Below are 17,953 nucleotides of genomic sequence, written 5' to 3' on the forward strand. Positions count from 1 at the left end.
ATTTTATCTGGTGTGTAACCGGTTTTTTAAAAGAGGTTCGTATGAGTTCTTATATTTCACAAGTCAAGGCTTTATTGTCAGCGCAGGAAAGCTTATTAACCAAACCAAATGCACCAAAAGCAGGTGGTAATCGAGTTTATCAACGTTGGCAAAATCCAATTGTTACTCGTGAACATGCGCCTATTCACTGGCGATTTGATTTAAACGAAGCAACTAATCCATTTTTATTAGAGCGTCAGGGTATCAATGCCACCTTAAACTCAGGTGCTATTTATTTAAACGGTAAATATTTATTAGTGGTTCGGGTTGAAGGGGATGACAGAAAGTCATTTTTTGCGGTTGCCGAAAGTGAAACCGGTGTCGATAATTTCCGTTTTTGGGATCACCCGATCACCATGCCAGAAACCAGCAGACCAGATACAAATGTGTACGACATGCGTTTAACTCAGCATGAAGATGGCTATATTTATGGTTTATTCTGTACCGAACGTAAAGACGAAAAATTCCCGAATGATTTATCTGCTGCTGAAGCTCAGTGTGGTATTGCCCGTACTAAAGATTTAGTGAACTGGGAGCGTTTACCGGATTTAATTACTTATTCAGGCCAGCAGCGAAATGTGGTGTTACACCCTGAGTTTGTTGAAGGTAAATATGCGCTATATACCCGTCCGCAAGATGGTTTTATCAGTGTTGGCAGCGGTGGCGGTATTGGCTGGGGCTTAGCTGAGTCAATGGAACGGGCTGAAATTAAAGAAGAAGTCATTATTGATAACAAGGCCTATCACACCATTAAAGAAATTAAAAACGGGCAAGGCCCAGCGCCAATTAAAACCGCCGAAGGCTGGTTACATTTAGCGCATGGTGTACGTAATACCGCAGCCGGTTTACGTTATGTTTTATATATGTTTATGACAGAATTAGAGCGCCCTTGGGTGATTAAATATGCGCCAGCAGGACACTTTATTGCACCAGAAGGTGAAGAGCGTGTTGGTGATGTTTCAAATGTTACTTTTGCCAATGGTTGGACACAAAATGGTAGTGAAATCAATATTTATTACGCCTCTTCAGATACGCGTATGCATGTTGCAACTTCTACTATTGAAAAGTTAATTGATTATGTCAAAAACACACCGGCAGATGGTTTACGCTCAGCTGCTTCAGTGCAAGTGCGCAATCAGTTAATTGATTCTAATTTAGATGTGTTAAAAAAATTAGGTCTTAAATAATGACTGTGTTTCGTCAGACTGAAAATCAGGCGTCAGTTGATGCATTGGTTGGTGAGTTCAAAAATGAACTCATCGCTATTGCCGATTGGTGGGTTAAGCATGCCATTGATCAACAAAACGGCGGGTTTTATGGTCAAGTCAATGCGGATGGTACAGTTGATCCCACTGCTGATAAAGGCATTGTTTTAAACGCACGGATTTTATGGTTTTTCAGCGAAGTTTGCCATTATCTTGATGATCCAGCCTATAAAATGGCAGCCGACAGAGCTTATCAATATATTGTTGAACATTTTAATGATCCACTTTATGGCGGTGTGTTTTGGTCTGTTAATGCTGATGGCACAATGAAAGACAGCAAAAAACAAACTTATGCTCAGTCTTTCACCATTTATGGGTTAAGTGCTTACTATAAGTTAACCGGTAACAAAGAGGCAATTGAGCTGGCATATCAGTATTTTGAATGCGTTCAACAATATTGTCATGACGAAGTTAAAGGCGGTTATCTTGAAGCTTTTGATCGCCAATGGGCGGAAATAACCGATATGCGCTTGAGTGAAAAGGACGACAATTTACCTAAAACTCAAAATACGCATTTGCATGTAATGGAAGCGTTTGCCACTTTGCATCATGCTAAACCAACACTTGCCAGTGCTGATGCGGTTAAGCGTTTGCTCGGCTATTTTAAAGATAAAATTATTAATCCGACCAACTATCACCTGCGCTTATTTATGGATAAAGATTGGCAGGATCATTCTAAATCTTTCTCTTATGGGCATGATATTGAATGTAGCTGGTTAATGTTTGAAGCTTTGTTATCGCTTGATGATACTGAGTTAACTCAACAAATGACTCCTTTAGTATTGGCTATGGCTAATACTAGCTTGATTGAGGGCATTGGTGAACATGGTCAGGTTTGTGATGAGTTTGAATTTGAAAATCAACATAAACATCAAGAAGGCTGTTGGTGGGTTCAAGCCGAAGCTATGGTTGGTTTTTTATATGCTTATCATATTAGCGGTGAGCAAAAATATTGGCAGGCATTTTTACAAGTTTGGCAATATACCAAGGCTTATCATATAGATACGGAATTAGGCGAATGGCACTGGATTGCAACTATAGATCAAGATCCAAATAATCCAATATACAAAGCTGGTTTCTGGAAAGGCCCGTATCACAATGGTCGCGCCATGATGGAAGTTATAAAAGTATTAACAGGTCAGTTAGAGGTTCACTAATGAAAATCTCACATTTTGTAATCGCGCTAAGTTTTATATCAAGCTTAATCACATTGCCGGTATCGGCTTTTGAACATTTTATTACCCGTGATGGTGCTAAATTAATGGATGGCGAAAAAGTATTTCGTTTTGCCGGTATTCATGCTCCAGAACTGCATCGAATTGAAGATGATGCCAAAGGCGTATGCAAAGCCGATCCGCGAGGCTGGGGACAACATTTTAAATGGCCAACCGCGGAAGAACAAGAAAACTGGATTCAAGCGATTGTAGGCACGAATCAAAAAGCCATGCGGATTTATGTATTATCGGTTGAGCATGAATCTGATCCGGCTTGTGGTCGCCAAACGCATATTTTAAAACCACAAACTAAAGATGGTATGCCAAGCTTAAATGAAGAAGCAATGCGAGTGTATGACCGGATGATTTATTTAGCCGACAAACATGGCTTGCGTTTAATTTTGCCTTTTATTGACCACTGGAAATGGTGGGGTGGCCGTGAACAATTAGCTGCTTTTTATGGCGAGCACGAAGACGAATTTTACAATGTTTACAGCAAAACTTATGCTGCCTATCAATCTATTATTCGTGATGTGGTGACCCGCCGAAATACCTTTACTGGTCGTTTATATAGCGAAGAAAAAGCAATTATGGCTTGGGAAACTGGTAACGAGCTTAAAGATACCAACGAGCTATTTTTAGCGAAAACTTCGGCATTTATTAAAGCATTAGCGCCGAATCAATTGGTCTTAGATGGCACTTATACCCGAATTAACGAATTTGCGTTAAATGACCCGAATGTCGATATGGTTTCAAACCACTATTACACCAATGTTGGCAATAATAACCCTGAAACCGTATTAACAGATTTAACCACCATTAACGGGCGTAAGCCTTATTTAATTGGTGAATTTGGGTTGCAAAGCTCAGACAAATTAGACGCTATTATGCAAGCTGCGGTTAGTACCGAATATAAAGGCAATAAAGCCGTTGGTGCCTTTATTTGGGGTTTTAGAGGCCACAGACACAATGGCGGTTTTTACTGGCATAACGAAGGTGGCTCGCAATATTACAGTTATCATTTACCGGGTTTTAAAGAAGGCGACTTTAATGAAGAAATTCAAGTTGTTGATATTGCCCGCAAAGCCGCAGCACAAATGATGGGTGAAAAACTGCAGCCTTTAGCTGCGCCGCAAGCACCTGTGCTACGTGAAATTACGACCATAAGTGATATTCGTTGGATGGGCGCACCTTTGGGTCGCAGTTACCGGATTGAACGTTCAACTCAAATGAATGATAACTGGCAAACTATTGCAAAAGCGGTATCGGATGGGATGAATAAATTTGATCCTCGAATCCATACATTATTTTGTGATGATTCGGCCAAAGCTAATACAACTTATTATTACCGGGTATTTGCTAACAATGAGTCTGGTGAATCATCACCATCAAATATCCAAAAAGTGACGACCGCAAAACAACCTGCGCGTTGTCACTGATAACCAGTGTGATTGTCGTGTGCGTTAAAGGATTAACGATTTATAGCACGCCTAAATTTTAGGCGTGCTTTTTTCATTTTACCTGCCTATTCTTTTTGTTAATTAAAAATGACCATTGTTCATTTTTAATTAAACAAACATTTAACCCGACAATTTTGTTCTGTTTAATGATCCGAACGTTTTGATTAACGAATTTGTTTTAACGCGGAAGCCTGAGCGCCAAACTTTGGTTAATTTAATGTTGCAAGTATGTTTTGTTAGAGTCACTAACAGCAACTTATTTTATAATCTGGGCTTTGCTAATATTATCGCTTCTGCAAGCTTCAGGTTAATCGTGAATAACAAAAAGGTTGGAGCGTTTACCGTGAAAAACACACACAATAACAATTTGAAAATAAAGCCATTAAGCCGACTCATTGCTATGGGCTGTTTGGCAATAGCCGCTGCTGGTTGCAATTTAAATACAACAGATACAGATAAAAACAATGGGGTGACGGTTTATCCAACTGAGCCTGAGCATAATTTTGCTGCGCCAAAAGCCGGGCAGGAAACTTTTTCGCGCTTAAGGCAAGAAGGAAAATACTGGGTTAATGAGCAAAATGAAGTGGTATCGCTACGAGGTTTAAATTTAGGTAACTGGTTAACACTGGAAACTTGGATGATGAATTCGGGTGAAAACCCCGTTGGTGAAGGGATTGTTGATCAATGTTCGTTTGAAGCTAAATTAAGTGAGCGATTTGGTGCAGATGAAAAAGAACGTTTAATGGATTTGTATCGTGATAGTTATATCACTGAGCGTGATTGGGACATTATGGCGCAGGCTGGTTTTAATGTAATTCGACTACCGTTTCCTTATGATTTAATTGAAAATGATGCTAATCCAAAAACATTGCGTGATGATGCTTGGGTGTATTTAGATAAAGCGATTAATGCGGCAAAAGCACGCCAAATGTATGTGATTTTAGATTTGCATGGTGCCGCAGGCAGACAAGGTTGGGAACATCACAGCGGGTGTGAAGGTTTAAATGAGTTTTGGGGTGGTGAGCAGGCTAATCCTGATTTAGCGTTGGCAGCAGAAAATCAAGATCGAACAAAGTGGCTGTGGCAGCAAATTGCTAACCGGTATAAAAACGAACCTGCAATTGCCGGTTACGGCTTAATTAATGAACCTTGGGGAACAAGTGCCGAAAACCTGGCGGCGGTTTCAACTGAACTTTATCAAGCAATTCGTGAAGTTGACCAACAAACCATTGTGATTTTACCCGGCCATAACTCCGGTATTCAGGCTTACGGAGAACCAGCGGAAAACGGGCTAGAAAATGTAGCGGTAGAAATGCATTTTTATCCGGGGATTTTTGATGATTTAGGAATTAGTTATAAAACTCAGCGCGATTGGTTAACCTGTGGTTTATTAGGTAATTCGGGCGTTTGTGATTGGGATAATAAAATTAATCAAATTCAAACCCCATTTTTAATTGGCGAAATGCAGCCTTGGACAGGTTTAGGTGAGCAAGGTGGTGCAATTACTCGCGCAACTTTTGATAAATATAATGATATGGGTTGGGCTGGTACGGTTTGGTCGTATAAAGTGACAACTCGTGACGGCGGTCAGGGCAACGGTACTTGGGGGCTGGTTACCAATAAAGGCGATAGATTATTAACCAAAGCAGATACTTGGGCATGTGCTGGTTGGGAAAGTGATTTTGCACAGGCATGTGGCCAAGCGCCAAAAATAGTCACCCCAACCGATGATGATCAAACTTTTTATTTGGTGATTAAAAGTGGCTCATTTGGTGGCGGGCAGGATATTCAACTGGATAATATTCAGTTAATTGAGCAATCCACAGGTCAAAATATATTAGCTAACAGCAGCTTTGATGCAGATTCAAACTGGTTGGAGTGGAGTGCAACTGATGCTGATGCCACTCATGATAAACTCAGTATTGACGTTAATTACCCGCAAGATGCAAATAATTCGGTGCTGCGTATTTCAGCGCTTGAGGGCGATGGTTTTGTTAACGGCGGTGCGTATCAGGTAGTTGAGCTTAAAGGCGGAGAATCTTATTTATTAAGTGGTACTTTTGCTGATAAAGGCTCGGTTGATACTTGGGCTGAGATTTATTTACTACCGACAGCCCCAGTAAACGGGCAAGATGTAAATGGCTCGGCAATGCCAACGATAGATTTAAATAATTCGTCATTAACAGAGATTGAAAACTATTTTAAATTACAAGCAACCATTGAATATGATAAACACCAAGGTGTAATTGATGCGTTAACCGCAGAACAAGCGCCGGTCATTTTTAACCTACCGTATCGTCCGGTTAATTTATCTTTGGTGGAAGATGAAGCAACCAATACCATAGATTTAATTTGGAAAGCGGTAGATGGGGCAAACTACAATGTTTACCGTTCCAATGTTTCAGGTCGAGATTATCAATTGATTGCTGAAAATATTGAAACCCCTTATTACACAGATACAGAAAAACCAGAAGGCACAACTGGTTATTACACAGTAACTGCGGTTAATACAACGGATGAAAGTTATTATGCTAAAGAAGTTGCCTCTGCATTTTCTGCATTTGACATTCCGGGGCTGATTCAGGCTGAAAATTATATTGCACAAACCGGTTTTGAGCTGGAAAACACCTCAGATGAAGGCGGTGGTCAAAATACTGGTCATGCTCAAACTGGCGATACACTTGAATATTTAGTGAATATAACAGAGGCTGGTGATTATACAGTTGAGTTTAGATTTGCAACCGAAACAGGCTCGCAGGGTTTTGTTATGTCGCTTGACGGTAATGAAATTGCAACAGTTTCAGTGCCAAGTACCGGCGGCTGGCAAACATGGCAAAGTGTTAGCCAAACCATCACCATTGAAACCACTGGCGATCAAACGCTTAAACTAGAAGCGATTGATGATGAGTGGAACTTTAACTGGATGAGATTTAGCAAAAATTAATAAAATTAATTGACCGGTGATAGACGCTAATCGCGCTTTTATCACCGGCAATAAAGGCTTATTGGTATGTATCAGCTAAAAAGTTTAGCTTAAATCTATGCTGATAATGTCGCTTGAAAAACGGGCGATTTTCACAAAAATTCAGTTAATACAGCTAATGAATCCGCCAAGGTCAATTGATTGCTCCTGCAAATGAATCGCCCCGAGTTTGCCAGAGACTCGATAACTTGAAAAAACTAGAATAATGAAAAAATCAAATCGCTATACATTATATCACCATCCGCTAAAGACATTAAACAGTTGCAAGGTTTAGCCATAACTGAATGCCTTGTTGTATGGGTTAAAAGATAACCACTAAATGCAAGTTTGGTTTACCCTGTTTGAGTGTCAACAAAACCTTTAGCGATAGACTATAAATAACGCTTAATAAATTGATTTTTAAACTATTTAACAGTGGTGTGTCATTTAACTGATTCTTTAGTTGTATTAAATAATACCTCTAAATAGGTCTCCAACCTAAGTTTGCAGTTACATTTCCTGAAACTGGGTGAAAATAGAAATATAGCTTAGATTGTTATAAAAAATGCTGATATGTTTATATTAATTTATATAATTGATTCTATAATGATGGTGGTTGTTATGTAATTGTTTTGTTTAATTTAACTGGAAATTGAGACCGCAGAATAATTTGGCACTAGGGTATTTATTTCTAATGAGTAAAAGGATCTTAAATGAAAAATATAAAAAAATAGATTGTTTGCACTCTACTCTTACTGAGTATTAATTCACTTGCCGCAGCAAAAGAACACTTATTCAAAAACGAATATGGTTTTAAAGAGCAGAGTATATCAACTCTATTAAAAGACTCGCGGATAAAATCAAAATATCGTGGCCTGATTAAAGCTACTTTGAAGCAAACCACCAATATACTAGATATAAATCTTCCTCAGGGAACAATCACGGTGGAAAAGAAAAGAGCTCGTGTTAATGAGCAAGGAAATGTCATTTGGCATGGCTCAATACCACAAGCGGAAGTAAATAGTAGCCTTGATAATGATGCTGTAATTATCCAAGACGAATATGGTATTACTGCTTCAATTCATATTGATGGTAGGCTTGTTAAGATAAGGCCTATCTCAAATGAAATTCACGAAATCGTGGAATATGACTTGGATCGTATGCCTGCAGACCACCCAACTGATGCTGTGGAGTTACTAGAAACAAATACTGTTGAAATGCTAATGCTTAGCGATCAGATTTCAACGACACCCTTGGTTAATGGTAATCAAGTCTCCACCAGATTAACTGGTAATGCAAATATGAATACAGAAATTAAAATTCTTGTTGGTTACACTACAGCGACAAAGAATTCATATGCAGGTAACATATCTAGTTTGATAGAATTAGCTGTTGCAGAAACCAATGCCGGTTATTTAAATAGCGGTATTCCCATTGACTTAACATTAGTTCATTCATATGAGCTTAACTATACTGAAAGTGGCTCTTTCAGTAGTGATTTATCCAAATTCAGAAATGACAATGATGGGGTTATGGATGAAGTTCATGACAAACGCAATGAATATGGTGCAGACATTGCTATGATTTTGATCGATAACGATTCATATTGTGGTTTAGCCTCAGGTATTGGCTCTACAGCCAGTACTGCTTTTGCTGCAACTTATTGGGATTGTGCGACTGGTTATTATTCGTTTGGGCATGAAATTGGTCACTTACTATCAGCTAGGCACAATACCGAAGTTGATCCTACAAATACCCCATACCCTTATGGTCACGGGTACCAAAATGGAAATGCTGGATGGAGAACCATTATGTCTTATAATTGCTCCCCAAGCTGTATTAGGATCAATTGGTGGTCTGATCCTGTAAATACGTATGATGGTGCAGTTATGGGAACTGTTTCGACAAATGATAATGCAAGAGTATTGGAAGAAACTGCACCTATCATAGCGTCGTTTAAAACAGCCAGTGGATCGACCCCTAGTGGCACTAAAGTTGCGGAATATGGAGATCCAGTTTTAGGTAATAGTTATAATGGGTGTTCCTTTAATCAAACATATAGTGCCGGAGGTGGTTATACCCTCTATAGGGAGTATAGTATTTCATGTGACACAGGCGTATATGACGTAGGCGTGATAGAAAATATACAAAGTTCAACTTGCAGTTTTGACCCTAAATCGAATGGAATTTATGTTCAAGGTAACTGTAATAATTGGCGAGTTTATATTGAGTAACCCAAATAACAGTAGAAGCTATCAAACAATTCTAAAAGGATATTTATTATGAATACAAGAACGATATTAATTAGCATCGTTTTTATGCTTTTTGGCTGCGATGAAAATTCAGACACTCATGAATTAGTTAATTTAATACAAGACAATGAAAACACATGGCAATCATCAGGCATTAATAGCTATACCTATGTTTATAGTGATATACCAACGGATTGCCCGAATGTAGATCCTTACCCGCCTGTTGAAATTACAGTTGAAGAAGGGGTTATTACAACTCTTTATGTACCCGAGTTAGACACTTTTTTAGAGGCAGAAAATCATAGTTACCCCACAATAAATATGATTTTCGAAAATATGATGAATTCAGCGAATGATATTAAAGGCATACCCACTTTTGATGATACATTTGGTTATCCGACTAGCTATGAGGTTGATTTGACAAGCTCGCAGTGTGATGGGCAAGTAATCATGCTTTCATTTATATAGCCACCATAAATTAATTTTAAAGACACGAACCGTTAAAATATAATATTTTCAGTTGCTTACAGCCATTTATTAACTTGTTCTAGTGGGGTTTTATACTTTGTGTAGTGGCAGAATAATCAGGTGGCCAAATTATTCTGCCACTACAATCTGATTGGTTTGGTCCTGAGCTGCCTTTTGCTGATTATTTGGTAACAGCGAACCCGGATCAAAAAATTGCGATTATTAAATACGCCCGTGGTGGTAGCTCAATTGCTAATAATGCTTCGCGTTTTGGTAACTGGTCGGTGGGTTTTTCGGACGGAAATGCGATTAATCAGTACGATAATTTTTTAACCACAGTTAAAAATGCACTGGCAGTTAGCGATATTGACGGCGATGGCAGCCCAGATACATTGGTACCAAAAGGAATTATTTGGATGCAGGGTGAAGCCGATGCTTGTTTAGATTGGGCGGCGAACGATTATTATCACAATTTAACTGAACTGATGGGACTCATTCGTGCTGCTTTCCACAAAGATGATATTCCTGTTGTATTGGGTCAAATCGCGGATTCTGGCGGCGATCCTAAAGATGGCAAAATGATGGATTTTATTGAAATAGTACATCAAGCCCAGCAGAATTTTGCCAAACAGGATAAAGCGGCAACGCTAGTTAATAACCCATTAAGCTACCAGTTTTTAAAAGATAATTGGCACTATAAAAGCGAAAACTATATTGATTTAGGTCAAGCATTTGCAAAAGCTATACTTAAATTGAATCAAGATTAATGAAATGGTTAATCTTGATTTTATACAAAATATAGAAATTTTTTAAGTATCATTAAGTCGTTACAGTCCAATTATTGTTTTTTGCTTTGTATTTCAACTTGGAATATCGAGTTTCCCAAGCACTTTGTTATTAATAGCACACTCATACTAAATAACCTTAATTATAATGCTGAAAATGGCCCCATATTTAGGTTTATTTAGTATTTTTCAATCCGCCTAAACCAATAGAACCGATTTGGTGCACCATGCTTCAACAAAGTGAAATGATTGTGATACTAAAAACCTAATAAATTCGAAGGAAGTGAAAATCTTTGTTTGCTTAAAACTAAATATTATATAAAAAACAGTACCTTATAAATATTTTTAAGTGTTTTTTATAACTTGGCATTTAGGTTGCTATTAGCTATGTATCTTTAAAATACGAGCTTGTGCAATGATGTTTAAGTTAGTAAAGCAAAACAATGGTGTTGGCAAAGTATCGCTGGTAGGCGCGGGTCCAGGTGATGCAGATTTACTTACAATTAAAGCGTTACGCTGTATTCAGTCAGCGGACATTATCTTATATGACAGATTAGTTAGTGAAGATATTCGTGCTTTATTCCCTTCTACTACACCTGCATTTTATGTAGGTAAAGCAATGGGTAACCATTGTATTCCTCAAGATAAATTGAATGAATTATTGGTCGAAAAAGCTCAAAAAGGTTTTTCAATTTGTCGTTTAAAAGGCGGAGATCCATTTGTATTTGGCCGTGGCGGTGAAGAAATGCTGGCACTGCGCGAACATGGGATTGAGGTTGAAGTCGTTCCTGGTATTACTTCTGGCATTGGTGCAGCTGCGTATAGCGGTATTCCGGTGACTCAACGGGGTTACTCTCAAGCCTGTACTTTTGTAACAGCTTATGCTGAAAAAGACTTAAATATAGACTGGCAAGCTCTGGCTAAATTAAATAATACTTTAGTCTTTTATATGGGGTTAAGTAAATTGCCGGAAATCACTGCACAATTAACTCAATATGGTTTATCTGCTAAAACGCCAGCTGCTTTGATTGAAAACGGGTGTCGCGTAGAGCAAAGAGTCTTCACAGGTACTTTAGCTGGCTTAGAGCGCATCGCAAAAAGTAATAACTTAAAATCGCCAAGTTTAATTGTTGTGGGACAAGTGGTTGAGTTAGCTGAGTCGCTTCATTGGTTTGGTAGTTTAGTCACTGCTGAATCACAAATGACACAATTGTCAGCTTAGAAAGAAGGTTTTGTAAAATGAGCAAACAAAAATTAGTTGTAGTTGGTAATGGCATGGTAGGCCATAAATTTATCGAAAACATGGTTGAGCATCCTGATTATGCTAATTATGAAATAGTGACTTTTTCTGAAGAGCCTCGTTTAGCTTATGATCGTGTCCAACTGTCTTATTATTTTTCGGGTAAAACAGTTGACGATTTAATGTTAACTTCGCCAGATTATTACAACGAAAATGGCGTACGTTTTATTGTTAACGACAAAGTCGTCGCAATTGACTCTATTAATAACAAAATTGTGACGGCAAATGGCCGTGAAGAAGCTTACGACAAATTAATTTTAGCAACGGGTTCATATCCTTTTGTGCCACCTGTACCAGGTCGTGAACAAGCGCATTGTTTAGTTTACCGTACAATTGAAGATTTAGAAGCCATAACCGCTTCTGCTCAAGGCAGTACAGTCGGTGTAGTCGTTGGTGGTGGTTTATTAGGGTTAGAAGCCGCGAACGCACTTAAAAACTTAGGTTTAGAAGCGCATGTTGTGGAATTTGCACCGCGTTTAATGGCGGTACAGTTAGATGAAGGCGGCGGCGAATTATTACGCGCTAAAATTGAATCTTTAGGAGTGGGTGTTCACACCGAAAAAAATACCACTGAAATTGTTAAAGGTGAAACTTGTCGCTACCGCATGAACTTTGCTGACGGCAGCCATTTAGAAACCGACATGATCGTATTTTCTGCCGGTATTCGTCCGCAAGATGAACTAGCCCGCCAATTTAATATTGATATTGGCCCGCGTGGTGGTATTCAAATTAACAACTATTGCCAAACCTCAATTGAAAACATTTATGCAATTGGTGAGTGTGCGTTGTGGGATAACAAAATTTATGGCTTAGTTGCGCCGGGTTATCAAATGGCTAAAGTTGCGGTGTCGCACATTACGGGTGAAGCGGTTGAGTTTACCGGTGCCGACATGAGCACTAAATTAAAATTATTAGGGGTAGATGTTGCCAGTATTGGTGATGCGCAAGCAAGAACCCCTAATTGTTTAAGTTATACTTATCTGGATCAGCACAAAGGGGTTTATAAGCGTTTAGTGGTATCGCCAGATAATAAAAAAGTATTAGGTGCAGTGATGGTGGGCGATGTTGATGCTTACGGTAATTTACTGCAAATGATGCTGGGCGATATTGAAATTCCGGGTACGCCAGAGGCCTTTATTTTACCAGCAATGGAAGGCGCAGCGCCTGCATTAGGGGTAGATGCTCTGCCGGATTCTGCACAAATTTGTTCGTGTCACTCAGTCACTAAAGGCGATATTTTTGAAGCGGTTAAAGGAGGTTGCACCGATTTATCTGGGATTAAGTCGTGTACTAAAGCGGTAACCGGTTGTGGCGGTTGTGCAGCAATGACCACCCAAGTGATGAACGCAGCTTTAACTGAAATGGGTGTTGAGGTTAACAATAATCTTTGTGAACACTTTGAATACACTCGTCAGGAATTATTTGACATTGTACGTAGCAAAAAAATCAAAACATTTGAGCAGTTAATTAATACTCATGGACAGGGTAAAGGTTGTGAAATCTGTAAACCAGCGGTGGGTTCTATGCTGGCAACTCATTGGAACGATTATATTTTGGCTGACGAACATTTACAGCTACAAGATACTAACGATGTTTTTCTGGCGAATATGCAAAAAGACGGCACTTACTCAGTTGTGCCTCGTATGCCAGCCGGTGAAGTGACGCCAGATCAATTAATTGCATTAGGCCAAATTGGTAAAGAGTTTAACCTATATACCAAAATTACGGGTGGTCAGCGGGTTGACTTTTTTGGCGCTCAGTTACACGAATTACCAATTATTTGGGAAAAATTAATTGATGCAGGTTTTGAAACCGGCCACGCTTACGGTAAATCTTTACGTACCGTTAAGTCTTGTGTTGGTTCAACTTGGTGCCGTTACGGCATGTTAGATTCGGTCTCAATGGCGGTATTATTAGAGATGCGTTACAAAGGCATGCGTACGCCACACAAAGTTAAAATGGCAGTGTCGGGTTGTACTCGTGAATGTGCAGAAGCACAAAGTAAAGACGTAGGTGTTATTGCAACCGACAAAGGTTGGAACTTATATGTTTGTGGTAACGGCGGGATGAAACCTCGTCACGCAGATTTATTCGCAAGTGATTTAGATGATGAAACTTTAATTAAATATGTTGACCGTTTCTACATGTTCTATAGCCACACAGCAGATCGTCTGCAACGTACTTCGGTTTGGATGGATAACATGGAAGGTGGTTTAGATTACCTTAAATCAGTCATCATTGAAGATAAATTAGGCATCTGTGAAGAATTAGAAGCTGATATGCAACGCATTATCGACAACTACGAGTGTGAATGGAAAAAAACCATTAACAGCAAAGAAAGACTTAAACGTTTCGCCCACTTTATCAACTCAGATGCAACCGACGATACCTTGGCTTATGTTGCTGAGCGTGGTCAGCCAAGAGCGAGAATTGATATGGCCGCCCGCGCCAAAATTGGCAAAGGCGAAATTATCAAAACACTTGATATAACTGATGTGGCAGAGCCGGTTTAACAGGAGATAAAGTAATGAGTGAAGTTTGGACAGATATTTGTCAGTTTTCAGATTTAGTTAAAAATACCGGTGTGTGTGCATTACATAAAGGTGAGCAAATCGCCATTTTTATCGATGATGAAAGTCAGGTTTATGCGATTTCTAATTATGATCCATGCGGCAATGCGTATGTATTATCTCGCGGCATAGTGTCAGATTATAAAGGTAAGTTAACCGTTGCTTCGCCTTTATATAAACAGCATTTTGATCTCACAACTGGAGAATGTTTAGAAGAGCCAAAAAACTCAGTTAAAACATTTCCGGTCAGGATCGAAGCGGGTAAAGTTCAGCTAGCGTAAATTTATTACTTAGCCGTTAATAATCACAACAGTTTTATATTTTGGGGTACTTTTAGTGGATAACACAACTAAGTTTAATTTATTTTCATTTACTGGAAAAATGAAAATATTACACATGTCATGGATGGCATTTTTTATCACCTTTTTTGTTTGGTATAACCATGCACCTATGCTGGTGGCAATTCAAGAATCTTTAGGGTTAACTAAAGAGCAGGTTAAAACCATCTTAATTTTAAACGTGGCGTTGACTATTCCTGCACGCGTAATTATTGGGATGTTAACCGATAAATTTGGCCCGCGCAGAGTCTACTCTGCCATCTTATTTATTGGTGCTTTTCCTTGTTTTATGTTTGCGTTTGCCCAGTCGTTTGAAGTGGCTGCATTAGCCCGATTTTTATTAGGCTTTATTGGTGCAGGTTTTGTGGTGGGTATTCGCATGGTAAGCGAATGGTTTCCGCATAACGAGCTAGGCACAGCCGAAGGTATTTATGGCGGCTGGGGTAATTTTGGTTCAGCGGCAGCATCATTTATTTTACCTTGGGTTGCATTATGGTTTGGCGGTGAAGACGGCTGGCGTTACGCTGTGGCGATCACAGGTGTGGTTTGTTTAGTGTGGAGCTTTGTTTATTTTAAAAGCGTATCCGATACGCCAAAAGGATCAACTTATTTTCGTCCTAAAAACATTGGTGGTATGGAAGTAACCAGCAAAGGCGATTTTGCTTTTTTAATTTTAATGAAATTACCTATGTATTTTGCGCTGGCGTTATTAACTTGGAAATTATCGCCAGAGGGTGTTTCGCTCATTTCTGCAACCTCAGCCACACTGGCTTATGCAGGATTAATTGCTTTATTTATTTACGACAGCTACAAGGCCTATGATGTAAATAAAGAAATATTTGTTAAACCTGTACCGGAAATTCAGCGCTATAAATTTAAGCAAGTTGCGGTATTAAATGTTTTATATTATGCAACTTTTGGTTCTGAACTAGCTGTTATTTCAATGTTGCCGCTGTTTTTCTCTGAAACTTTTGGTTTGTCAGCAACCGCTGCCGGTATGGTTGCATCTGCGTATGCGTTTATGAACTTAATGTCACGTCCGGGTGGTGGATTAATTTCGGATAAATTTGGCCGTAAAAAAACCTTATTAATATTAACAGCAGGTTTAGCGGTTGGTTATTTTGTGATGAGTTTAATTGATGCAAGCTGGCCAATTTGGGTAGCAGTTGCTGCGGCAATGGCTTGTTCGTTTTTTGTGCAAGCTGGCGAGGGTGCTGTGTTTGCCGTTGTACCGTTAATTAAGCGCCGTTTAACCGGACAAATTGCTGGTATGACAGGTGCTTACGGTAACGTTGGTGCGGTAACATATTTAACTATTTATTCGGTTGTTGATGCCTCTACCTTCTTTTTAGTGATTGCGGCAACTGCTGTTGTTGGCTTTGCTGCACTATTATTTATGGAAGAACCGAGCGGCCAAATGGCAGAAGTGCGCGAAGATGGTACTTTAGAATTAATTAAAGTAAGCTCTTAACAGGTATTTATCATTAAAGCGTTATAGTTAAAACTGAAATTTTAAAAGGCGGAGTTTTGCTCCGCCTTTTTTATCGGATTGAGAATAATAACAATGAAACCTCAGTTAAAAGTTGAATTAGGCGGTTATAGCCACGAGGGCATTAAACCGGTAAATCAGGATGCTTTTGCCGGACAAAACCCAAAAGGGTTGGCGCTAGAGCATAAAGGGGTTGCACTGGCTATTGCCGATGGTGTGAGCAGCAGCGCGCGCTCGCAGGAAGCGGCACAAATTTCTGTCACTCAATTTATAACCGATTATTATGCAACACCGGATAGCTGGAGTGTTAATAAATCATCCGCCAGAGTATTAACTGCACTTAATAGTTGGTTATTTAACGAAAACCATAAAACGCAGGAAGATGCATTAGTGTGTACTTTTAGTGCACTGGTAATCAAATCTTGTACTGCTCATATTTTTCATATTGGTGATAGTCGGGTTTATCGTTTAGAAAAAGATAAACTGCATTGTTTAACCCGCGATCATGTTCATCCTTCTAAAAAAGAGTCAGTTTTAATTCGTGCGTTGGGGATAGATAACCATTTAGAGGTCGATTATCACAGCATAGATGATTTAAAAGCCGGTGATATGTTTATATTAACAACAGATGGTTTTCATCACTTTGTTACTGCCGAGCAAATCACACAGGCGTTATTATCTCATACTCAAACATTGGCAGAAACGGCTGAGCAATTAGTTAAACTCGCCATTGAAAACGGCAGTGACGATAATGTTTCCTGCTTTATTGTTAAAATAAATGAACTCCCGCACGAAGATGTTGATGAAGCGCACCGGCGCTTAACTAAATTAGTGATCCCACCGGTATTAGAGGTCGGCCAAAGCATTGATGGCTATAAAGTGTGTCGGGTACTGTTTAGTGGTACGCGTAGCCATGTATTTTTGGTGGAAGATGAGCAAGGCAAACAATATGCGCTCAAAATGCCCTCTGAAAATTTTCGGGAAGATCCCGAATATCTGGACGGTTTTTTACGTGAAGAATGGATTGGCAACCGTTTGTCGCACCGTAATATTATGCGGATTTTTCCGCGCCCCGAAAACAGTCCTTTTATGTACCATTTATGCGAGTATTTGGGAGGACAGAATTTACGCCAGTGGATTGCAGATAACCCAAAACCGAGTTTAGATGAAGTCCGCAAAATTATGACTGAAGTGGTGCAGGCGATGCGGTTTTTTCAGCGAAATGGCATGGTGCATCGAGATTTAAAACCCGAAAATGTGATTATTGATAAATTTGGCCAAATTAAAGTGATTGATTTTGGCACTGTCTCGGTTGAAGGGTTAGAGGAAATCAGTAGCCCGATTAATGAAACTTGTCCGGTTGGCTCAGTTGACTATATTGCACCAGAGTATTTAATGGGGCAAAAGGGTAATTTTCAGGCTGATTTATATTCTATCGGAATGATGTTTTATGAAATGCTGGCGGGTAAAATTCCATTTAAAATCGGCGATTTACGGAATAAGATCCCCAAAAATTATCACTACTGGCGTTATGAATCTTTATTAATTCAGCGGCCGGATATGCCTAAATGGATCGATGTTGCATTGGAAAAAGCCTGTCAGCCAGATCCTAATTTACGATACACTTCGTTTTCAGAATTTTTAGCTGATATTGCAACACCCAATCAAAATTTAATGCGTAAACACGAAGTTCAGCCTTTAATTAAACGTGATCCGCTGCAATTTTGGCGCGGAATTAGTTTGGTTTTGCTGTTAACTCATTTAATTTGGTTATATTTGTTGTTAAATCCGGCTTAATGCAGATAAGCCGG

General features: G+C 39.2%; 12 protein-coding genes. All 12 read left to right on the forward strand.

Annotated features, from left to right (window positions below):
* Nucleotides 1-41: 41 nt before the first annotated feature.
* The 12 genes from N7931_RS09960 (at nucleotide 42) to N7931_RS10015 (ending at nucleotide 17,939) form a co-directional block, all read left to right on the forward strand.
* Nucleotides 42-1,226: a glycosidase gene (locus N7931_RS09960; protein WP_262793777.1), complete on the forward strand. Its 1,185-nt coding sequence runs from the start codon at nucleotides 42-44 to the stop codon at nucleotides 1,224-1,226.
* Nucleotides 1,226-2,461 (forward strand): AGE family epimerase/isomerase, encoded by a 1,236-nt coding sequence (locus N7931_RS09965; protein ID WP_262793779.1) that lies wholly within the window; start codon nucleotides 1,226-1,228, stop codon nucleotides 2,459-2,461. The genes N7931_RS09960 and N7931_RS09965 overlap by 1 nt, the downstream gene beginning before the upstream one ends.
* Nucleotides 2,461-3,957, forward strand: a complete 1,497-nt coding sequence (locus N7931_RS09970) for a cellulase family glycosylhydrolase (protein WP_262793781.1) — start codon at nucleotides 2,461-2,463, stop codon at nucleotides 3,955-3,957. Before N7931_RS09965 ends, N7931_RS09970 begins: the two co-directional genes overlap by 1 nt.
* Before the next feature lie 364 nt (nucleotides 3,958-4,321).
* Nucleotides 4,322-6,922, forward strand: a complete 2,601-nt coding sequence (locus N7931_RS09975) for a cellulase family glycosylhydrolase (RefSeq protein ID WP_262793783.1) — start codon at nucleotides 4,322-4,324, stop codon at nucleotides 6,920-6,922.
* 962 nt (nucleotides 6,923-7,884) lie between these two features.
* On the forward strand, nucleotides 7,885-9,174 hold the full coding sequence (locus N7931_RS09980; protein WP_262793784.1) for a zinc-dependent metalloprotease: 1,290 nt from the start codon (nucleotides 7,885-7,887) through the stop codon (nucleotides 9,172-9,174).
* A 48-nt stretch (nucleotides 9,175-9,222) separates the two neighbouring features.
* Complete coding sequence (locus N7931_RS09985; RefSeq protein ID WP_262793785.1) at nucleotides 9,223-9,660, forward strand: DUF6174 domain-containing protein; 438 nt, start codon at nucleotides 9,223-9,225, stop codon at nucleotides 9,658-9,660.
* Between the two features lie 167 nt (nucleotides 9,661-9,827).
* Complete coding sequence (locus N7931_RS09990; protein ID WP_262793833.1) at nucleotides 9,828-10,427, forward strand: sialate O-acetylesterase; 600 nt, start codon at nucleotides 9,828-9,830, stop codon at nucleotides 10,425-10,427.
* A 433-nt stretch (nucleotides 10,428-10,860) separates the two neighbouring features.
* A complete protein-coding gene (gene cobA, locus N7931_RS09995) occupies nucleotides 10,861-11,667 on the forward strand; it encodes a uroporphyrinogen-III C-methyltransferase (RefSeq protein ID WP_410369349.1) in 807 nt (268 codons plus the stop codon).
* Nucleotides 11,668-11,684: 17 nt separating this feature from the next.
* Nucleotides 11,685-14,258, forward strand: a complete 2,574-nt coding sequence (gene nirB / locus N7931_RS10000) for a nitrite reductase large subunit NirB (protein WP_262793787.1) — start codon at nucleotides 11,685-11,687, stop codon at nucleotides 14,256-14,258.
* Between the two features lie 14 nt (nucleotides 14,259-14,272).
* Nucleotides 14,273-14,596, forward strand: a complete 324-nt coding sequence (gene nirD / locus N7931_RS10005) for a nitrite reductase small subunit NirD (RefSeq protein ID WP_262793789.1) — start codon at nucleotides 14,273-14,275, stop codon at nucleotides 14,594-14,596.
* Nucleotides 14,597-14,651: 55 nt separating this feature from the next.
* Complete coding sequence (locus tag N7931_RS10010) at nucleotides 14,652-16,124, forward strand: NarK family nitrate/nitrite MFS transporter (RefSeq protein ID WP_262793790.1); 1,473 nt, start codon at nucleotides 14,652-14,654, stop codon at nucleotides 16,122-16,124.
* A gap of 93 nt (nucleotides 16,125-16,217) precedes the next feature.
* Complete coding sequence (locus N7931_RS10015; protein ID WP_262793791.1) at nucleotides 16,218-17,939, forward strand: bifunctional protein-serine/threonine kinase/phosphatase; 1,722 nt, start codon at nucleotides 16,218-16,220, stop codon at nucleotides 17,937-17,939.
* Nucleotides 17,940-17,953: the final 14 nt, after the last annotated feature.

It is taken from the genome of Catenovulum sp. 2E275 (assembly GCF_025515275.1).
Taxonomy (GTDB): domain Bacteria; phylum Pseudomonadota; class Gammaproteobacteria; order Enterobacterales; family Alteromonadaceae; genus Catenovulum.

Bases quoted from the DNA above. Each gene is read 5' to 3' on its own strand.
- N7931_RS09960 (WP_262793777.1), top strand. From the start codon at position 42: ATGAGTTCTTATATTTCACAAGTCAAGGCTTTATTGTCAGCGCAGGAA.
- N7931_RS09965 (WP_262793779.1), top strand. From the start codon at position 1,226: ATGACTGTGTTTCGTCAGACTGAAAATCAGGCGTCAGTTGATGCATTG.
- N7931_RS09970 (WP_262793781.1), top strand. From the start codon at position 2,461: ATGAAAATCTCACATTTTGTAATCGCGCTAAGTTTTATATCAAGCTTA.
- N7931_RS09985 (WP_262793785.1), top strand. From the start codon at position 9,223: ATGAATACAAGAACGATATTAATTAGCATCGTTTTTATGCTTTTTGGC.
- cobA (WP_410369349.1), top strand. From the start codon at position 10,861: ATGATGTTTAAGTTAGTAAAGCAAAACAATGGTGTTGGCAAAGTATCG.
- nirB (WP_262793787.1), top strand. From the start codon at position 11,685: ATGAGCAAACAAAAATTAGTTGTAGTTGGTAATGGCATGGTAGGCCAT.
- nirD (WP_262793789.1), top strand. From the start codon at position 14,273: ATGAGTGAAGTTTGGACAGATATTTGTCAGTTTTCAGATTTAGTTAAA.
- N7931_RS10015 (WP_262793791.1), top strand. From the start codon at position 16,218: ATGAAACCTCAGTTAAAAGTTGAATTAGGCGGTTATAGCCACGAGGGC.